General features: G+C 51.3%; 13 protein-coding genes. 12 read left to right on the top strand and 1 reads right to left on the bottom strand.

Going from position 1 to position 19,391, the window contains the following annotated elements:
* Window positions 1-179 precede the first annotated feature (179 nt).
* Window positions 180-1,028 carry an AraC family transcriptional regulator gene (locus HH215_RS16945; protein ID WP_169280985.1) on the bottom strand — a complete coding sequence of 283 codons (849 nt, stop codon included), beginning with the start codon at window positions 1,026-1,028 and terminating at the stop codon, window positions 180-182.
* A gap of 250 nt (window positions 1,029-1,278) precedes the next feature.
* On the opposite strand from HH215_RS16945, the gene HH215_RS16940 reads away from it, so the two are divergent.
* The 12 genes from HH215_RS16940 to HH215_RS16885 all read left to right on the top strand — a co-directional run bounded on the left by HH215_RS16940 (window position 1,279) and on the right by HH215_RS16885 (window position 19,361).
* Window positions 1,279-3,294 carry an SGNH/GDSL hydrolase family protein gene (locus HH215_RS16940; RefSeq protein WP_169280984.1) on the top strand — a complete coding sequence of 672 codons (2,016 nt, stop codon included), beginning with the start codon at window positions 1,279-1,281 and terminating at the stop codon, window positions 3,292-3,294.
* A 16-nt stretch (window positions 3,295-3,310) separates the two neighbouring features.
* Complete coding sequence (locus HH215_RS16935; protein WP_169280983.1) at window positions 3,311-6,064, top strand: RICIN domain-containing protein; 2,754 nt, start codon at window positions 3,311-3,313, stop codon at window positions 6,062-6,064.
* 143 nt (window positions 6,065-6,207) lie between these two features.
* Window positions 6,208-7,185: a sugar phosphate isomerase/epimerase family protein gene (locus tag HH215_RS16930; RefSeq protein ID WP_169280982.1), complete on the top strand. Its 978-nt coding sequence runs from the start codon at window positions 6,208-6,210 to the stop codon at window positions 7,183-7,185.
* A 12-nt stretch (window positions 7,186-7,197) separates the two neighbouring features.
* Complete coding sequence (locus tag HH215_RS16925) at window positions 7,198-9,282, top strand: alpha-L-rhamnosidase-related protein (RefSeq protein WP_169280981.1); 2,085 nt, start codon at window positions 7,198-7,200, stop codon at window positions 9,280-9,282.
* A complete protein-coding gene (locus HH215_RS16920) occupies window positions 9,279-11,141 on the top strand; it encodes a cache domain-containing sensor histidine kinase (protein WP_169280980.1) in 1,863 nt (620 codons plus the stop codon). Before HH215_RS16925 ends, HH215_RS16920 begins: the two co-directional genes overlap by 4 nt.
* Complete coding sequence (locus HH215_RS16915) at window positions 11,138-12,697, top strand: response regulator transcription factor (protein ID WP_169280979.1); 1,560 nt, start codon at window positions 11,138-11,140, stop codon at window positions 12,695-12,697. The genes HH215_RS16920 and HH215_RS16915 overlap by 4 nt, the downstream gene beginning before the upstream one ends.
* Before the next feature lie 102 nt (window positions 12,698-12,799).
* Window positions 12,800-14,161 (top strand): ABC transporter substrate-binding protein, encoded by a 1,362-nt coding sequence (locus HH215_RS16910; RefSeq protein WP_169280978.1) that lies wholly within the window; start codon window positions 12,800-12,802, stop codon window positions 14,159-14,161.
* Window positions 14,162-14,231: 70 nt separating this feature from the next.
* Window positions 14,232-15,119 (top strand): carbohydrate ABC transporter permease, encoded by an 888-nt coding sequence (locus HH215_RS16905; RefSeq protein ID WP_169280977.1) that lies wholly within the window; start codon window positions 14,232-14,234, stop codon window positions 15,117-15,119.
* A gap of 10 nt (window positions 15,120-15,129) precedes the next feature.
* Window positions 15,130-15,984 carry a carbohydrate ABC transporter permease gene (locus HH215_RS16900; RefSeq protein WP_169280976.1) on the top strand — a complete coding sequence of 285 codons (855 nt, stop codon included), beginning with the start codon at window positions 15,130-15,132 and terminating at the stop codon, window positions 15,982-15,984.
* A 306-nt stretch (window positions 15,985-16,290) separates the two neighbouring features.
* Window positions 16,291-16,830 carry an RNA polymerase sigma factor gene (locus HH215_RS16895; RefSeq protein WP_169280975.1) on the top strand — a complete coding sequence of 180 codons (540 nt, stop codon included), beginning with the start codon at window positions 16,291-16,293 and terminating at the stop codon, window positions 16,828-16,830.
* Between the two features lie 150 nt (window positions 16,831-16,980).
* The gene (locus HH215_RS16890; RefSeq protein WP_169280974.1) at window positions 16,981-17,715 is read left to right on the top strand and encodes a hypothetical protein; all 735 of its coding nucleotides are present in this window, start codon (window positions 16,981-16,983) and stop codon (window positions 17,713-17,715) included.
* A gap of 509 nt (window positions 17,716-18,224) precedes the next feature.
* Entirely contained in the window at window positions 18,225-19,361 is a 1,137-nt protein-coding gene (locus tag HH215_RS16885) for a P1 family peptidase (RefSeq protein WP_169280973.1), read from the top strand.
* The last annotated feature ends 30 nt before the right edge of the window (window positions 19,362-19,391 follow it).

Genomic DNA, 19,391 nt, shown 5'->3' with positions numbered 1-19,391 from the left:
GGTGAATCCCTGGCGGTTCTTCGCTGTACGCCAAAGTCCGCTTCCTCGTTATTGGAAGTCTGGATAGCCTTTGTTTATTCAGTTGAATATTCGTAATATCAACAAGTCCTTTGGCGCGACGGGGGTTTGTCCGGCGTCAATTGGCACATTAAGCAGGTCGAAAGCATCAATGCATTACTTTATACCAAGGTGTGTTTTTGACGCCATTCCGAGGGACTGACCCCGAATTTTTTTTTGAACATCCGACTGAAATAATGAATACCAGGATAACCGACGGCTTCGGCGATTTTCTGAACCGACATGTTCGTCGTGTATAAGTAAGAAGTCGCCGCGCTCATTCGCAATTCATTCAAGTACTGCTGAGGGGAAAATTCCGTAATTTCCCTAAACAAACGGCTGACATAAGATTGCGTATAGCCCGAGCGTTCTGCAAGCCTATCAAGGGAAATATCCTCTGTGAAGAACATTTCCATATGACGAACCAGCTCATAGATGTCTTGATGGGCAGACCACTTGTCGTTACGAGGATCAGACGTCGAGGATCCGTTGATCTCGGCCTGATATACGTGGATGTACTGATCGATTAACAATAGAAGCTTCTGGATGTCGCAAGCCAACAATTGCTGAAAGGGTACTCTCGCGTTGCGTATACCGTTCGAAGGCAGCATGCTCTCGATTGCTTGCATTACGTTTCTAATCGGAGCCAATCGGGGTTCATTCCAATCTAAAGAAGCTTGAGCCTGATTCCATAAGACAATGGACGCGGCATTCGGGGCGTAATTACTCTGAAGCAGGCGCATCTCGATGAACCAGCATTGCAGGACCGAGGACATCTGGCGAATCCGATGAGGAGAATGGGGCGGGAAGATGAACAAGGCCGGTCCATTCACCGTGTAGGAATGCTCAATCCAATCAATCGTCACTTTACCGGAGGAGATGAATAGAAGCTCGTGAAATGGATGAATGCCGCCGCCGATGATCTGGCTCATGTAGGTTGAATGGAATTGCTCGAATTGTCTGATATACACGGAATCCCCATCCTCCATTAGACTAAGCTGCTATAACTATTAATATATAGGATGCTCTTAGGAGATGTAAACGCATTCAGTCTGTAAGCGTTCAGATTACCGCAATGTAAGTTCGCCGAAGACTGCAAGCTGAAATCATTCTTACGGAACGCGAGTATCGGATATGACAAATACATAAGCACGGCCTTAAATTAAAATGATGGTCAAAACCCTGTATTAAAGCGTTTACAAAATTGGAGGAGGGAATACAATGATGTTCCGGTTACGACTTCGAAGTAGAACGGCCGTATTATTGGTACTTGCCTTGCTGATGCACATCCTTTCCGTGTTCGGTGTGGATGTTCACGCGTCTTCGGCCTCGGCACAGTTCGCCTATCCATCGTCCTTTGTCGAGCCCAATGACGGGACAAGATGGACCTACGTCAATAATAACGGGTGGATTAGCTATCAACCTGCGAACGCATGGACCCGTATAGAGAATAGAGGGGTTGGGGACTATCAGGATGACGTTCATGCGACGCAAAGCAACGGTAGTTATGCGGAGATGTCTTTTTTCGGTACAGGAATCGCCTATATAACGGAGTTGTCGCCTTCGCAAGGAGAAGTGGATATTTATATCGACGATGTCTTCCAGGCGACGGTTGACTGCGCAGGTACTTGGGCAACGCAGCAGACCGTGTTCGAACGCACGGGATTGCCGCAGCAGGAGCATACGATCAAAATTGTCAAACGAAGCGGCACTTATGCCATCGTTGATGCTTTCAAGATTTATTACGATGGTCGTATTCAAGTAGACGACTATAGCAATGAAGTCCGCTACTCCGGAACGGTCAGCCATTCGGACCAGATCCCGAACGCTCTGAATCAGTCCCAGCATTGGACGACGACGGCAGGCGATTACGCGGAATTCACATTCGTAGGAGACTCGATAAGCTATGTTGGTTCGCGTAATACGGATCATGGGCTAGTCGATATTTATATCGACGGGTTGTGGGTCGCTGAAGTAGATACGTATGGACCTATTCGTGAATGGCGTACCGAGTTGTATCATCATTCATGGCCCGAATCGGATGAGCATACGATTCGCATCGTGGCTAAGAACGCGAAGAATAGTGCCTCGACAAGTATCGGATTCGATCTTGATGCTCTGTTCTACACAAGCGATCCTCATGAAACCGCGCTTCGACCTCTATGGCAAGGAGATACGATCTACCAAGAGTCTGCTTTGTTGGTCTCGACGAATGGGTCCCCGGCCATGGCGCCGTTGCTGTTCAGTCCGACGCAAGCCCAGATCTTGTCGGTTCGAGATTCTCGAATGGAGAAGGAATATTTCGAAGGAATCGACTGGATCGTTGTGAACGGCTACATTCAGCGGGTTGCAGGCTCCAGCATCCCCTATATGAACGCTGCCGAGTTTACGACCGGAACCGGCGCGGCTTGTAACGACGTGTTCAAGAGAACGGATGGAACTTGCGTCCTGTATGCAGAGGGGACGATTGCGAACCGGCAGATTCTCGTGTCGTATGAACACTCGGGCAATCCATGGACAAGTCATACACCAGCCTATGCGGGTAACGTATTGACTGGAACAACTGACAAACTCGATAGCCAAGATCCGCTCAAGGTCGTCCTCTATGGCGACAGCATCACGGTGGGAGCGAACGCCAGCGGGTTCATGAACCAGTCGCCGTACTTGCCGAACTGGGGGGATGTTCTCAAGTATGGACTCGAGAAGCATTACGGCAGCGAGGTCTCTATCGTAAATTCCGCAGTCGGCGGCCAGAACTCGGTATGGGGCAGCGATAACATTCCGAATCAAGTGACGAACAACATACAGACAAGAGTCAGTCAGCACGATCCCGATCTCGTTATTCTAGCATTCGGCATGAATGACGGGACGGCCTACTGGAACGGGTCGAGTTGGGTTCCGAATGTATCTGCGGCAAACTTCAAGACGAATATCGAGAAGATGATCGATACGGTGCGAGTATCCAACCCTTCGACGGAATTTATTCTCGTAGGTACGATGTTGCCCAATCCCGAGACACCTAGCTTTTTCCACGAGCAGCCAGCCTATGTCGGCAAGCTGCAGGAGATTGCCGCCGAGAAGCCAGGGGTAGCTGTCGCTTATATGACCAATATTCATCAGAGCTTGCTCTATCGCAAGTGGTATCGTGATATGACAGGCAACAACATCAATCATCCGAACGATTTCTTGTCGCGCTGGTATGCTCAATACGTGCTAGGAATGCTGATTCAATCATGAAGCGGAGGTATATGCGATGAAAAAATGGATATCGAGTCTGCTCGTTCTAAGTATGGCAGCCATCTGCATGGTCGTCATACCTGATCATGCCTCGGCTGGCACGCCAATCCATTATTATGTTTCACCGGATGGGAGTGATTCCAATCCGGGTACGTTAGCGGAGCCGTTCGCCACGATCGAGAAGGCACGGGATGTCGTGCGTACGGTCAACGGCAGCATGACTGGAGATATTAACATCTATTTGCGTGGAGGAACATATACGCTTGCCGCTCCTCTGCAACTGACTTCGCAGGATTCGGGTACGAATGGTTACCGGATCGTATACCGGAACTATTCATCGGAGACACCCGTCATCAGCGGGGGCGTACCGGTAACGGACTGGAGCCTCTTCGATGCTACCAACAATATCTATCGTGCTTACGTAGGAACCGACTTTTATTCCAGGCACCTCTACGTAGACGGTGTCCGCGCCGTACGCGCCAGAAGCGAATCGACTCCTGCCGGCTTCACGCTGGATGCCGCCAACGGCTTCAACTTGCCTGCTACCGGGATGTATGCCAACATGGCTTCCTGGGGCGATCCGTCCGATATCGAAATCAACGAGAAGGTGCAATGGACAATTCAATGGGGCGGGGTTGACCATATTGCGAACGGCAAAATTTATATGAAGCAGCCCTTCTGGAGAACGACGCAATATCATACGCAGTATGCAATCGGGATGACGTATCCGCAAGTGATCGAGAATGCATACGAATTGCTCGATACGAACGGGGAGTGGTATCTCAGCCGCTCGTCAGGTTATCTCTATTACAAGCCTTTGCCAGGTCAGAATATGAATACGTCCAGCTTCATCTTGCCGAAGCTGGAGAGGCTGATTGACGGCAATCATAGCGGATCATTGGATAACCTGCTGGAGAATGTGCAGTTCCAAGGCATTACCTTCTCGTACACCACTTATCTGCAGCCAGGTAGCGACGAAGGGTATGCGGATCACCAGGGAGGCGTCATTCATATCAAGGCAACGGATGAAATGACGGGAGCGGCTAACCGCTTGTCGTCTTCGGCTCTTGATTTCAAATTCTCCGAAGGAATTCGCATCGAGAATTGTACTGTCTCTCACATCGGTACCAGCGGCATTGCCTTCGACCTGGGAAGCCGGAACAATGTCATTCACAATAACCATCTCGAGGATATATCCGTTAATGGGATCAATATTGGCGATGTCAATTACGACGAGACGAAGTCGGGACTGAACGAACTGGGCATGAGCGATCGTAACCCGTCAGATCCAAGGGTAATTGTAAGCAATCATGTCGTGTCTCATAATACGATTACCAAGATCGGCAATGAGATCTATGGAGCGGTCGGTATATTCGGCGGCTTCGTTAAAAATCTGTTGATCGACCACAACACCATCTACGATATCCCGTACAGCGGCATATCCGTCGGCTGGGGATGGGGAGAGGCTGATTATTTGGCCGATTATGACGCCGACGCGATTGGGAGCAACACGATTCAGTACAATCGCATCTATGACTATATGAAGGTCATGTTCGACGGAGGCGGAATCTATACGCTTGGCCAACAGAATGGCTCCAAGATCCAGTACAACTATATAAGCGCTCAGCACAACATGTACACCTATATTTATCTGGATAGCGGCACCGCCCAGTACGCCATAGAAGACAATGTGATGGATGGACAGATCGGCAACACCGATTATTGGTTCATGGCGAATGACTATGGTCCGGCGCATTTCTCGGCGAGAGACAACGATTGCCAATACAACTACTATTCCAGCAACCTGGAAATCTTCAAGACCCCCGTCGTGAATGCTTGCACCAACAATATCTCGGTAAGCGGCGGAAACTGGGATGCGCATGCTCTGAACATTATGTCGAGCGCCGGTGCAGGCAACGGAACCGTATCGACGAAGAACCCATGGAAAGGCGGAGATTTGACCGATGGCCGAACGGCAACGGCCAGCAGTTACTACCAGAATCTTTCGGCGTTCAGTCCGGCTCAAGCGATCGACGGCTTACACTACACGAGATGGGCCTCGGACAGTACTTCCGGAGGCTGGCTTGAAGTCGACTTCGGTACCCCTACCACGTTCAATACGACACGAATGAACGAGTATGTCAACGAGGGCTCGCAGATTAAACAATATCAAATTCAGTATTGGGACGGTTTAGCTTGGGTGAACGTTTACAGCGGAGAAAATCCCCATGTCTATCAGACCGATCTATTCGCGCCAGTGACGGCAACGAAGGTACGACTGAACATCAGCATGACGAATGGCGGAGTTCCTTCTCTCTGGTCGTTCGAGGCTTACAACAATGCCGGTATCGCGCAAGGCAGCTATAAGCTGATGAACCGACCGCAGCATCTGCTCGTAACGCCGTACGCTCATTCCGTAAGTCCCGAGAATCTCATTCAATGGAGCGATGATAAGTCGAACGATCAATATTGGCTATTCGTTCCGACAAGCAACGGGTACTACAAGATCGTCAACAAGGCAAGCGGGCTGCTCGTTACGCCCTCCGGTCATTCCGCAACGTCCGTTCAGTTGATCCAGTGGGCTGATGACGGCAATATGGATCAGCAGTGGCAATTGATCCCAACCGGAGACGGCTATTATAAGATTAAGAATAAAGTCAGCGGACTCGTCATTACGCCGCTTAATCATGCGACCGGTCCGGCGAATTTGATTCAGGCAGCAGATGTCGACGGATTCGACCAGCAGTGGGGATTAGATCTACTTCAATAATACCGTTCAGGAAGTTGCAAACAAGCCCGGTTCATCCCGATGAATCGGGCTTTAATTCATGTATCCGCATAGTAGATATGATAAATACCGGCCACGTGAGGGTTGATAGAATGAAAGAAACCATGGAGAGGAGAATGTGTCCTATGAAAGCCAATTATTCTGTCATTCTATCCAATGTCGGTTCAAGTTCGGATCGCTACGTTCCGTCAGGATACGGTCGTCCATTCAGCATTGCCGAACTGTTCGAGAGGGTAGCCAAGATCGAGGGAGTTACCGGAGTTGAATTGGTTGGCACTTGGCATGTAACGGAGAACAATGTGAAGGAATTGAAGGGATATCTGGACCATTACGGGCTGAAGCTTGTATCGATTATTCCTGATCACTTCGGACAGATCAAGTGGAAGAACGGCAGCTTCTCCGCTAAGGATCAAGCGATCCGCAAGCAGGCTGTCGCGCATACGAAAGAAATGATCGACGCTGCAGTCGAACTTGGAGGCAACCTGGTGTCTTTGTGGCCAGGACAGGACGGGTACGACTATTTGTTCCAGGCTGACTATATTCAGGAGCGGGATTGGTTCTCCGAAGGGATCATGGAAGTTGCGCAGTATCGTCCGGACTTCCGCGTCGCTCTGGAATACAAGGTGAAGGAGCCTCGCACCCACAGTTACTTAAGCACCGCCGCCAATGCATTGCTAATCTGCCAAGAGACGGCGATGCCCAATGTCGGGGTCACGATCGATTTCGGTCATGCGCTGAACGCCTACGAGACGCCGGCGGAGTCGGTCGCGCTGCTTAAGAAATACGGAGACAAGCTATTTCACGTTCATATGAACGACAACTATCGCCATTGGGACGATGATATGATCGTCGGCAGCGTTCATACCATCGAGACGTTGGAGTTCTTCTACTGGTTGAAGCGAACGGAATATACGGGTTGGCTATCAATTGACCAATACCCTTATCGCGAGGACGGATTGGAAGCAGTTCGGGAAGGCGTTTGCGCCATGCAAGCTTTCGTCCGGTTCGTCGACGAACTGCCGACTCAAGAGATCGAAGATTTGATCCGCAGCGGTAACGCGCCGCAGGCGGCTGCATACTTACGCCAATTATTACTGAAGTGAGGGATATCCATAATGAATCAGCAGCAGAAGGCATCTTGGATCTGGTATCCGGGCGACTATGAGCATTGGCTTCACCGCAAAGTATCCGTGTTGCGTCAATTCCGGGGATACATCTCACCGCCCTATTGGCGATTAGATTCGGCCTACAGTAACGTAGCGTTCAGGAAGAAATTCAATCTCCAAGAGCAAGAAGTGCTTACGCTTGCAGTTCAAGGATCGTTCGTCGTGTTGATGGACGATGATATGATTCCGGTTTCTTACGAAAAGAAGCCTATCACCTCCATCGTAATCCCGCCTGGAGAACACGTGATTAAAATTATGGCGTACACGGACGAGGCCGTTCCGGCTATCTATGCCTACGGACAGACCGTCGGAGGAACGGACAGCTCCTGGGAGGTGACCTGTCATGACGGCGACTGGAAGCCGGCTGCATGCTGGGCATTCCAGGATATTCATCAGCCGCCGGGTGAATTTCCCTTCGCCTATGAGACCGTTGAGCCTGTGTCCGTGAAGCGATATGGCGATAAGACGGTCGTCGACTTCGGCCGTGAGACGTTCGGTTATGTTACGTTTACGGGCATGATCGGTACGGGGAAGGTAATCCTCTATTATGGAGAATCGCTGGAGGAGGCTCTGGCTGGAGAGGAAGCCGAAACATTCGACGAACTGGAAGTGGACTGCGTTACTCCTACGGATTACCGAACGCAAGTCACGCGTGCATTCCGGTATATTCAACTGCAATTGGAGCCTGGCTTGAGTTACAAGCACATCCTGCATGAATATGAATACTTGCCAATCGTGCGACGCGGAGCATTTCGTTGCTCCGACGATGGTCTGAATCGAATCTGGGAAATCTCCGCTCAAACGATTCATATGAATACGAGAGAATTTCTATATGACGGAATGAAGCGGGATCGCTGGGTGTGGAGCGGAGACGCGAATCTGGGAGCCTTAATCAATAACTACATCTTCTTCGATGCGGACGTCGTCAAACGCACGATCGTAGCGCTGCGCGGCAAAGACCCCGTGACCAGACACATCAATACGATTATGGATTTTACGTTTCATTGGTTTCATACCCTTGATGACTACTATATGTATACGGGCGATCTTGACTTCGTTCAAGCTTGCTACCCGAAGTTGCTGACGCTCATCGAATTCTGCCTTGGCCGCAGGAACGCGGAAGGCATGATGGAAGGACTGTCTGGAGATTGGGTGTTCATTGACTGGGCGGATATGGAGCGGGAGGGCGAAGTGTGCGCGGAACAGATTCTGTTCTGTCACTGTCTGGACATTAGCTCCAAGTTCGCCGGATTAATGGGCGATGCGGAACATGAGCGGAAATTCGCGGAGCTGGCGACTCGGCTGCGCGAGAAGATATTCGAGCTGTTCTGGAACGAAGACAAAGGCGGACTGATGCACGGCAGATGGAATGGCGAGATCATCGAGCGGCTGCTAAAATATCCGAATATGTTCGCTCTGCGGTTCGGCTATCTCAGCCCGGAGCAACAGGATATCGTCAGGCGGCGCGTGTTGTTGGATGATACCGTTCAAAAGATCAAAACGCCGTTCATGCGCTTCTTCGAGATGGAAGCACTGTGCGAGATCGGAGAGCAGCATTATGTGCTGCAGGAGATGAAGCGGTATTGGGGCGGTATGCTGGATCTGGGCGCCACGTCGTTCTGGGAGGAATTTGATCCGGGGTTACCGGCTAACGAGCAATACGACATGTATGGTGGCAAATTCCGCAAAAGCTTATGCCATGCTTGGGGAGCAGCCCCTATCTATCTGCTGGGCAAGTATTATCTCGGCGTCAGGCCGGAAGCCCCGGGATACGCCCGTTATTGCGTGGAACCGAAGCTTGGCGAATTGGAGTGGATCTCAGGGGAAGTGCCTACTCCGCATGGAGAGGTTTCCGTCTACATGGATGCTTCGAGCATTCGGGTGACCACGGCGCGGTCGGGTATCGGCAGGTTGAGGTTCAATAGCAAGACCTTACCGCGTGCAAGTCATGGAGAACTCCGGCAAGTGGCCGAAGATGAATATGAATTATGCTTGACCCTTCCCGATCATGCTTATACGATAAGCTTGACATGAGTGCGAAAGCAGGGACAGCCGTGGGATGGATGCGCAAGATCGTAAAGGCTCTCGATATCCGGAATCAAATCCGTAAGAAGATTGTATTCACCTGTCTGATGATCTTGATACCGTCTCTTGCTATCCCTGCTATTTCGTTCTATATAACGACGACGAACACGATGGAAGAGATGATGACGCAGAATATGTCAGATCTCACGGAGTCCGTCAGCCAAAATATTGAAAGCTACGTAGACGATGTAGAGAAGCTGACCAATGCGCCGTACTACTCGATGGAAATGCAGCAGACGTTATTGTCATTGAAATATAAAGTCGGCCTTCAACGTACGGAAGCCGAAGCCAAGCTGTTCAACACGATCGATGTGCTGCTCGGCTTGCGCAGAGATATTATCGGTTTATACATCTTCGACGATACCAACAACCGTTATTATAAAACGTCATTGGGAGATGTGACTCCGTTCTACTCCTTCGTTGATCAGCCCTGGTTCGCCAAGATTAAAGCGCTTGGCGGGGAACGATTGATGATTACAACGCGCAAAGCCGATCATTTCGTCTCGCCCGATCCCAAATATGTATTCTCCATTGGCAGAAGCATTATCAGTAAAGAAACGAACGAAGCAATTGGACTTATCCTAGTGGACATGGACTTGCAGGTCATTCGAGATCGCCTGACAGGGCTGAAGAAAAAGCGAAATACGGAATTTTATATCGTCGATATGGACGGACAACTCGTCTACAGCTACGACGAGAGTAGTCTAGGCGAGCCGTTCGGGCGCCCGGAATTGATGCTGAAGGATGGCGAGAATGAAGGAACCCGTGTCATGAATATCGACGGGGACAGACATTTGGTCACCTTCAGCTATTCGCAGCGCGTAGGATGGAAGTACATTACGGTAACGGATCTGGAGCCGTTGCTGCAACCAAATGAAAGCGCAATTATGAACAATATCGTTATATCTACCGTTGTACTGCTCATTCTGCTGGGCGTTGTGTCTCTCTTCGTGTCATCAAGCATGACCAACCCTATCAAGAAGCTTCAGAAGACGATGCTGCAAATGGGAGAAGAGCGATTCTATCAAGTCCAGGGCATAGAGACAAGGGATGAAATCGGTTCTCTCGTTCGTTCCTATAACGAGATGATCGGCAGAATCAATGGTTTGGTCAATACGGTATACAAAGCGGGAATCAAGGAAAAGGAAGCTCAGCTCAACGCGCTGCAGGCGCAGATTAATCCGCATTTTCTCTATAACACGCTGAATTCGATCGGCTGCATGGCGGAAGTCAGGGAGGTTCCCGAGATCAGCGTCGTGTGCAAGGCCGTATCGGACGTGTTCCGTTATAGCATTCAGTCGGGATCCAATCTGGTGACGCTAAGGGAGGAATTGGACATTGTCGTCCAATATATGACGATCCAAAGCTTTCGCTACGACAATCGAATTGAGGCGATCATCAATCGCGATGAGTCCTTATTGGGAGTCAAGGTGATGAAGCTGTCGCTTCAGCCGATCGTCGAGAACGCGGTCTACCATGGTCTGGAGCCGAGTCGGGGCAAAGGTATCGTCATTATTAACATGGAGTTGGATAACGATTCCTTGTTGCTGTCCGTGTTCGATAATGGAGTCGGCATGAGCGAGGATAAGCTTCAGTCGCTGAGGCATTCGTTCGTGCATGGCAGACCGACTGATCCTCGGACAAAGGCTGGCGGAATCGGTCTTCTTAACGTTCACGAGAGGATTAGACTCTATTACGGCGAGCGCTGCGGTGTTGCGATCGACAGCCAAGAGGGGACCGGTACGTCTGTTCAGCTTCGGTTGCCTTACCTTACCGACGACAAGGACACCAAGGAGGCAGGGCTATGAAGATCCTAATCGTAGATGACGAGGTTTGGATGAGACGCGGCATCCGTTCCATGCTGGCGGGAAGCGTCTTGCCAGTAGAGCAAATCGTAGAGGCGGAGGACGGGATCGCCGCGCTGGAGCTGTTGAACAGGTATCGTCCGGATATCGTGATCACCGATATTCGCATGCCCGCCATGGATGGTCTATCCTTCATCGAGCAGGCCGCAAGCCAGGTTGGTACCGCGCAGTTCATCGTAGTTAGCGGCTACTCGGATTTCAAATATGCGCAAGATGCGCTGCGGCTACATGCGTGGGATTATATTCTGAAGCCGATTGTTCGGGAACAGCTGATCGATGCCATCCGGAATGCGTATAATGCCAAGCGGCGACAGGAGCATACGTACACGCAGTTGAAGAGATCGGAGAAATCGACCCGCTACCTACAGGAAGCATGGGTCATCGAATGGTTGCTACGTGAGGATTCCGCGATTCCTAACCCGGAGGAACTGTTCGGTTGGAATCCTCTGACGCGCGCGGCAGTCTGCGTGTCCATCCGAATCGATTATCCTGAAACTGCCGATCAAGAGAGAGTGCGAGCAGATAAAGAACTAGCAGCGTTCTCGATTCGCAATTATTTGACCGACTGGATACCGGCTCAACTTCTATGGGTTGCCTTCGAATACGACGGGGCGCTGAACATTCTGCTATTGGCACCGCATAACCCGACAGACCTCGGGCAGCTTCTGTCCCGCTGCATGGACCAGATAGAGTCTCTTGCGCGGCGATTGAAATTTTACACCATTCAAACCGGTCACGGCATATCCGAACTTTACTGGAATGCGCTGACTCCTGCCGTTCGGCAGTCGCTGCTTGCCCTGAAGAGGAAAGTATTCGTAGATAACGGTCGGCCGATGCCTGCATCTAAATTGGAATGGAAGGATAAGCAACTAGAGGAGTATATTTGGGTCGGCAACGTTGAAGGTATCAGGCAATACATTGATGGGGGACTGCGCAGCGCGTTAAGAGAACGAGATGACGTGAATGAGTTGGAGAAGATGACGGATTATTTGCGCGTGCTGATTGAGAAATGGACCATTGAGTGGGTAGACGAGCAGCAGGAAGAGCACTCTCTCATCAGGATGCCGGAGCCGCTGTTATATTATCGGGATATTTCCTCGTTAGCGGAGGGCTTCTCAAGGCCATTCGTGCAATTAAGCGAGAGGTATCGGAAGAACCGTCAATCAGATGGCAAGAAAGCGGTAGAAAGCCTGATGGATTACATACGTGCGAATTACGGCGATGACTTGTCGCTTACCCAGATGGCCAATAAGGTTCATCTGAACGCGAATCATCTAAGCGATGTGTTCAAGAAGGCAACAGGCACAACGTTCGTGTCTTACGTCCTCAAGGTACGAATGGAAAAAGCGGGTGAATTTCTTAAGATGAACGGTATCCAGATCGGACAAATCGCCCGGCTAGTGGGATACGAGGATGAGCGGTACTTCAGCACGTTGTTCAAAAAAACGTATGGCATGACCCCTTCTGAATATCGCAGATCACACCTGCGTCACGATTAGGGCTGAAAAAACAAACAAAACAACCGTAATTCCTCATCTGTTCGCTTAGCTTCCCCGGATATAAAATGCGATTAGAAACAAAAAAACATCAGGAGGTTCGCAATGAAAAAAATAAAGTGGGGTAAAAGCATTGTGCTCGTCTCTGCCACGTCCATAATGTTAGCGCTTACAGCATGCGGCGGTAATAACGAAAACAACAAGGGAGCCATCGGCACGACAAGCCCGGCAGCCTCGGAAGCGCCCAAAGAGAAAGTCACGCTTCGCGTGGCGACGGCCTACACGCCTGACCACCCGTTCGGTCCGGCAATCGATCAAATCTTAACGGAGTTCACCGCGAAGTATCCCGAAGTCACGATCGAGAAAGAGTTTCTGCCGGTTGCGGAGCTGGACAAGAAGCTCACGGTCGACCGTGCCACGAATAATCTTCCGGAAGTATTCGTCATCTTCCCGGGAGCAAGCACGGCGGATTATGCCAAGGAGAATAAGATTATCGATCTGACGGAGTACTTGAACAGCCATATCGACTGGAAGGATGGCTTCATCTCGGGAGCGCTCGACAGTCTCAGGTTCGATGGCTTCACCGGAATTTACGCCGCGCCCCTCGGCGCATACAGCACGGGTTTCTATTATAACAAAGAGCTGTTCCAAACCGCTGGCGTTGAACCTCCTAAGACTTGGGATGAACTGCTTGCCGTCATAGACAAGCTTAAGGCGGCCGGCGTAACGCCGATGACAATCGGCGCATCCGAGTCATGGCGCGCCGAGCATCTGTACACGGCGTTGTTCTATAAGTGGAACGGTACAGAGAAAGCGAAGCAGATCTTGAGCCGCGAGCTTCCTTATAGCTCGCCGGAGGCCATCGAGCCGTTCCAACGTATGGTCGAGCTTGTCGATGCGGGGGCATTCGACAAAAGATACATCGCATTAAACTATGCGGGCGAGGTTGCCGATTTCAATAACGGGAAGGCCGCAATGCGCTTCTCCGGCTCATGGGCGGTCGGTGAATCGACAGGTCCGAATTCGCCGCAAGGCTTCGGCGACAAAGTAGGCTTCTTCCCGTTCCCTTACTTCACGGAGAAGGAAGAACATAAGGATTCATGGATGGGAGGCGTGTCCGATTCGTTCGCGATCTCAACCAAAGCCGAAGGGCATCAGAAGGACATGGCGATCGAACTGGTTAAGACGCTGACAAGCTCTGCCTCTTCCAAGATCATTATCGAAAAAGCTCAGGATCTGACTGCCGTGAAGGCGGAAGTCGATCCGGAGAAGAGCGGCAAGCTGATTGCCGAAGTATCGAAGGCGATGAGTACGGGCAAGGAATTCGCGGGAGATGTCTCCGCCTTCGAACCCGTGAAGGCAGCGAACACTAAGCTTTACGATCTGACGCAAGCTGTATTGGTGAAAGGCGTTACGCCGGAGGACGCAGCTAAGCAGTTGGATGCGGAAGTGGCGAAAGCGCAATAAGATCAGAAATCGGGAGATAGGCGTAGAAGTCGTTAACGATACGCCTATCTCTTTCAGGTAGGGGATTCGGATGGAAAGACTAAATGCCCGATACGGGCAAATCATGCTGTACTTGCTTCCCGCATTGTTGTTCTACTCTGTTTTGTTAGTGTATCCCGTCATCAAGAGCTTCTATCTTGCGGCGTTCAAGTGGAATGGATTCGCCGGTTCGGCGATGACCTTCGTCGGCTTCGACAACTTCAGGTTTATCTTCGAGGATGCGACCTTCTGGAAATCTCTTCAAAATGTCATGACAATTATGGCAGGAAGTATTCTGATCCAAATTCCAGCAGGGCTATTTCTTGCCTTGCTGCTGAACGGGAAGTGGCGAGGGATCCGGGTCGTCAAAGCGGCCTTCTTCATGCCGGTCATCATGTCGGCTACGTCGATCTCCTTATTATGGAAGTTTATTTTATACCCGGGAGACGGACTTTTGGATGGCTTCCTGACTCAGTTAGGCATGGGAAATCTGATTCAAGCCTGGCTGGCCGATCCCGACATCGCGTTATTCACCGTCATTCTGATTTGCTGCTGGCAAGGAATCGGCGTGGTGATGATTATTTTCCTGTCCGGCCTGGTAGCCATTCCCGATGCCATCAAGGAAGCCGCGCGGATCGACGGGGCTAATCGTAGACAGTTGCTGTGGTATGTAACGTTGCCTTTGATTCGAGAAGTGACGGCAATCAACGTCATTCTGTTGGTTATCGGTACGCTCAAGATCTTCGATAATATCTACGTATTGACAAATGGCGGCCCCCTCAACGCAACGGAGGTACTTGGAACTTATCTATACTCGGAAGCGTTCAGCAACAATCGTTTTGGTATGGCCAGCGCCACTGCCGTGGTGATGTTCGTTATCGGATTCGCGCTTACGTTGATCGCCAATCGGGCTATGAGAAGAGAAGCCTACGAGGGGTAGAGGAGATTGAATGATGTCTACAATAACCCGTTACAATATGACCGGAAAAAAGTGGCGTTTGGCCCCTTTTTATATTGGCATTGCATTGCTGTCGACCCTGTTTATCTATCCACTCATCTATACCCTGTTGACCTCGTTTAAAACAAACGGCGAAATCTTCAGTAATTACTTCGGGCTCCCGGAGAGTTGGCGCTTCGAAAACTATGCCCATGCGTGGGTCAAAGGAAAAATAGGCGCCTACTTCATGAACAGTGTCTTTATATGCACGGTTTATGTGGCGCTTGTCCTGCTATTCTCTTCAATGGCTTCATTCGTTCTGGCGAGACTGCGGGGCAAATGGCTGACCGCGGTATTCTACTTTTTTGTGGCAGGCATGATGATCCCCGTTCATGCCATCCTGATTCCGCTTGCTCAAACCTCTGTATCGCTGGGTTTGTCCGATCAGTATTCGTTCCTGATCGGAATCTATATCGCCAGCGGCGTTCCTTATATGATCTTCATCATGTACGGTTTTATGAAGGGGCTGCCGAGAGAACTGGAAGAAGCCGTAATTATCGACGGCGGCGGATTATGGACAATCTACCGGAATATACTTCTACCCTTAAGCCGTCCGGTATTGGCCACAATGGGTATACTGGGTTTCCTGTCCACTTGGAACGATTTGATCTTGGCGCTGCTCTTCATTAAGAAATCGGCAATGTGGACCTTGTCCCTTGGTCTGTTGAATTTTTCCGGCTTCTATACAACCGATTACGTTGGTCTTTGCTCTGCGATCGTTCTCGTGAATATTCCCACGATCATCGTCTATATCTCGTTGCAGGAGTATGTGGAGAAAGGTTTAACAGCGGGTGCCGTTAAAGGTTAAGGCCGTGACATGAGCGCGGAAAGCCGCCGCCAAAATCGAGCCTATGCAGACAGTCTGTTCATCCAGTAAAGCATGAAACGCGATAGTCCATTCAAGCGACTGTTACAACCGGCTAACCAATCTTCTCCAAGAGATAAAACAACCGATGAGCTTTTTGCATTCCGAGAATAAGATAATTGACAATATGGCCACACCTCAGGGTGTGGTTTTGTTTATGAGAGAAAATGCAGAAAATGATACGCTAATGGGGTGGCGCAAACCATTTGAACCGCTCGAACGTGTTACGTGTGGAAGGGAGGGAAGCCGATGGAAAACTCCTTGTTGCGCGAGAGCAAGGAAAAGACCGACGAGGCATGCGCCGAAAATCCGAAGCGCGCGTTGCCCGAAGCGTACGATCGTCACGTCGACACGGTGTACCGGGTATGCTACTCGCTGATGGGCAACCGGCAGGATGCGGAAGACGCGACGCATTCCGTCTTCGTCAAGCTGCTTGAAAGCGACAAGCCGTTCAACGACGTCGAGCACGAGAAGGCATGGCTCATTACCGCCGCGCAAAACCATTGCCGCGACCTGCACCGCAAATGGTGGAGAAAAAAAATCGTCGATCTCGACGCCGGTGCGCTGAAGCTTGCGTCGATGGACGCCGTCCGCGATCGGGATATGGAGGACAACCTCCGCAAGCTGCCGCCGACGAACCGGCTGGTGCTGTATCTGTACTATTACGAAGGCTACAAGGTGAACGAAATCGCGGAGATGCTGAAGCTGAACCCGAATACGGTCAAAACGCAAATGCGCACCGCCAGGAATCGGCTAAAATTGGAAATGGGAGAGGATCCGCGTGAATAGGGAAGAATTGACGAGGGTATTCGATCGAATGGGGCCGGACGAGGCGCAACGGTCGCGGATGCGACAGCGCTTGCTGAATGACCTTCAAGAGGAAGAGCATGCGCGCGGCGGCGCGAGAGCGACGCGGAGCCGGCCGTTGGTTCGTCGCTCGTGGATGGCTATTCCGGCCATCGCCATCGCTCTGGCGCTGTTCGTCTTCCCCGGCATCCCGTTCGGGGCGGGGAGACTTCGGCCTACGCCATTAACGTCAAGATGGGCGAAGACGATGCCGTGTTCGAGTTGGCGGATCACGGAGACGCGACGGGCGAAGCGCGCACGTACGTCAGCTACGTCGATTCGAGGCCCGGGTTGGAATTTTACGTGGAAGGCGACAACATCGCGAAGATCGAGATGTCGACGGAGAACGAGTACCTGTACGCCGTGGATTGGACGAAGACGCAGCAGGAGAAATATTGGAACCAGGACGTCTACCAGAAGTTCGACGAGGAGCGCCAGGTGTCGATAGCCGATTTCGATTTGCTGTACGACAAAAAGATGACGATGACGTTCGACGAGAACTTCCGCGACTACGACAAAATCTGGTACCGGTGGACGGCGTGGAACATGCACAAATGGGCCGCCGCGGACGATTTCGCGCATTTTCTCGGCGCCGGGCGGAAGCCGTCGCCCGACGCGGGGCCGCAAGAAAAAGCGGAGATGGCGGCCGGCGACAAATCGGGCATCGGACATATGCAACTGGATGACTATCCCGACGAGTTAAAGAAAGATCGGATCACGATCGAGATCACCGACCGCAACGGGCATCGCACGACGAAGGTCATTGCCGTCAACGTCGCGAACAACGAATTAGGGCAAACGGTCGTCACCGCGAGATTGTTGCGTTAGATCGGGAGGTCAGTCCCAAAAGCCAGGTTCTTTTTGTACGTTCAAGTCCAGTGGCCCATACGCGTGGGCGATTATGGGTTATTATTAGCACATATTTTTTCTTGAAAATCAGAAATTACGGAATATGAGTCAAAATTGATACATAACATCCCGTTTCGGGGCAGGGCATAAGAAATATAGGCTAAATTTAACCTATAACTATCCAAATTCCCCCAGAGAGCAATGTTATGTACGAAAAATAACACACATCGGTCAAGTGTGCCGACGTTAATCCGCGTAATGGGGTTGCTGACGACAAAATTAAGGAGCTAAGCGGGAACGGGCCGCTTAGCTCCTTTTGCAACTGAAAGGGTTCAGAGTTTGCTTTCGGGATGCCTCTCCGAGCGAAGATTCCGGAAAGTCGGCTTTTATCTGAGCACATTCGTCATCCCCTACATAGTATTTATAGGCGAACGTCATCGGATGTGGCATGAAGCAGGCTCATATTGCATGAAATCGGAGTTGAAAGCATGAGAAACCCGGGGATCTATCGAGGCAAAGGGATATCCGAAAAACACAACAAAATCTTTCTAAACAGGGAGAAGTATCTTCGGCAAACGGTAGATCGAAACGACCGCAGCCTGCTTGATCAACCGATCGGACCGAGTGCCGACCGCTTAATCGGCCGGAGAACCAAGGTTCATGCCAAAGGGAGCATTACCGACGTTCCGGGCATCCTGGTGGGGCATGCGGAGGATCAAAGCGGTCGTACCGGTTGCACCGTCGTATTGTATCCGAAAGGCGCGGTTCCCGGCGTAGACGTCAGAGGCGGATATCCGGGGACGGAACAGACGGATGCGATTAAGCCCGGAACGGCAACGGACCTCGTACAGGGGGTTCTCCTTACGGGCGGAAGCAATTTCGGTCTTGCCGCGACAGCCGGGGTGGTGAATTGGCTTGCCGGGCATGGATACGGTACCCGGACCGAGGTTGGACCGCTCCCTACCGTGCCTGCGGCCGTTATTTTTGACCTTTATTACGCGAAAGGCTCCCGTAGGCCCGACGCGCGGCTGGGGTATAAGGCAGCGCAAGCCGCTAAGGCCGGTCCCGTGGCGCAAGGCAGCGTGGGCGCAGGAGCGGGTGCGACGGTAGGGAAAATCTACGGAACGCCGATGAAGGGCGGAGTCGGAACCGCCTCTTGGAAAATCCCGGGAGGACCTATCGTGGCCGCAATTGTCGTAGTTAATGCTCTTGGGGATATTTGGGATGAGGATCATATCCTAGCCGGAGCGCTCGGGCCCGATGGTAAATTCGTTAATCAAACTAGGGCGATCCTTAAAGGGATCCCTCCCACCCCAAGCTCGATCCGGAGCGGGAGCACAACCATCGCCGTTATCGCGACCACCGCCAAACTAGACAAAGCCGAGGCAGGAAGGGTAGCGACGCTCGCGCATGACGGCATGGCGCGGGCGGTTTCCCCGGTGCATATTCAAGGCGACGGGGATACCGTATTCTGCATGGCTACAGGAACCGATACTAGCGGGCTTATCGGCAATGCCGCCGTGACTGCCATCGGCACCGTAGCTGCTGTGGTACTCGAGCAGGCCATCGTCAGGGGAGTAAAGGCCGCTCGGGCAGAATTAAAACATCAACCCAAAACGAAGTGAAGACTCCCGGGCTCCGGGCCGTTCTGAAGA

Origin of the sequence: Cohnella herbarum, from assembly GCF_012849095.1 — a bacterium.
In the GTDB taxonomy this organism is placed as follows: Bacteria; Bacillota; Bacilli; order Paenibacillales; family Paenibacillaceae; genus Cohnella; species Cohnella herbarum.
The sequence above is the reverse complement of the archived record's forward strand: the minus strand, read 5'-3'. Positions and strand labels throughout refer to the sequence as shown.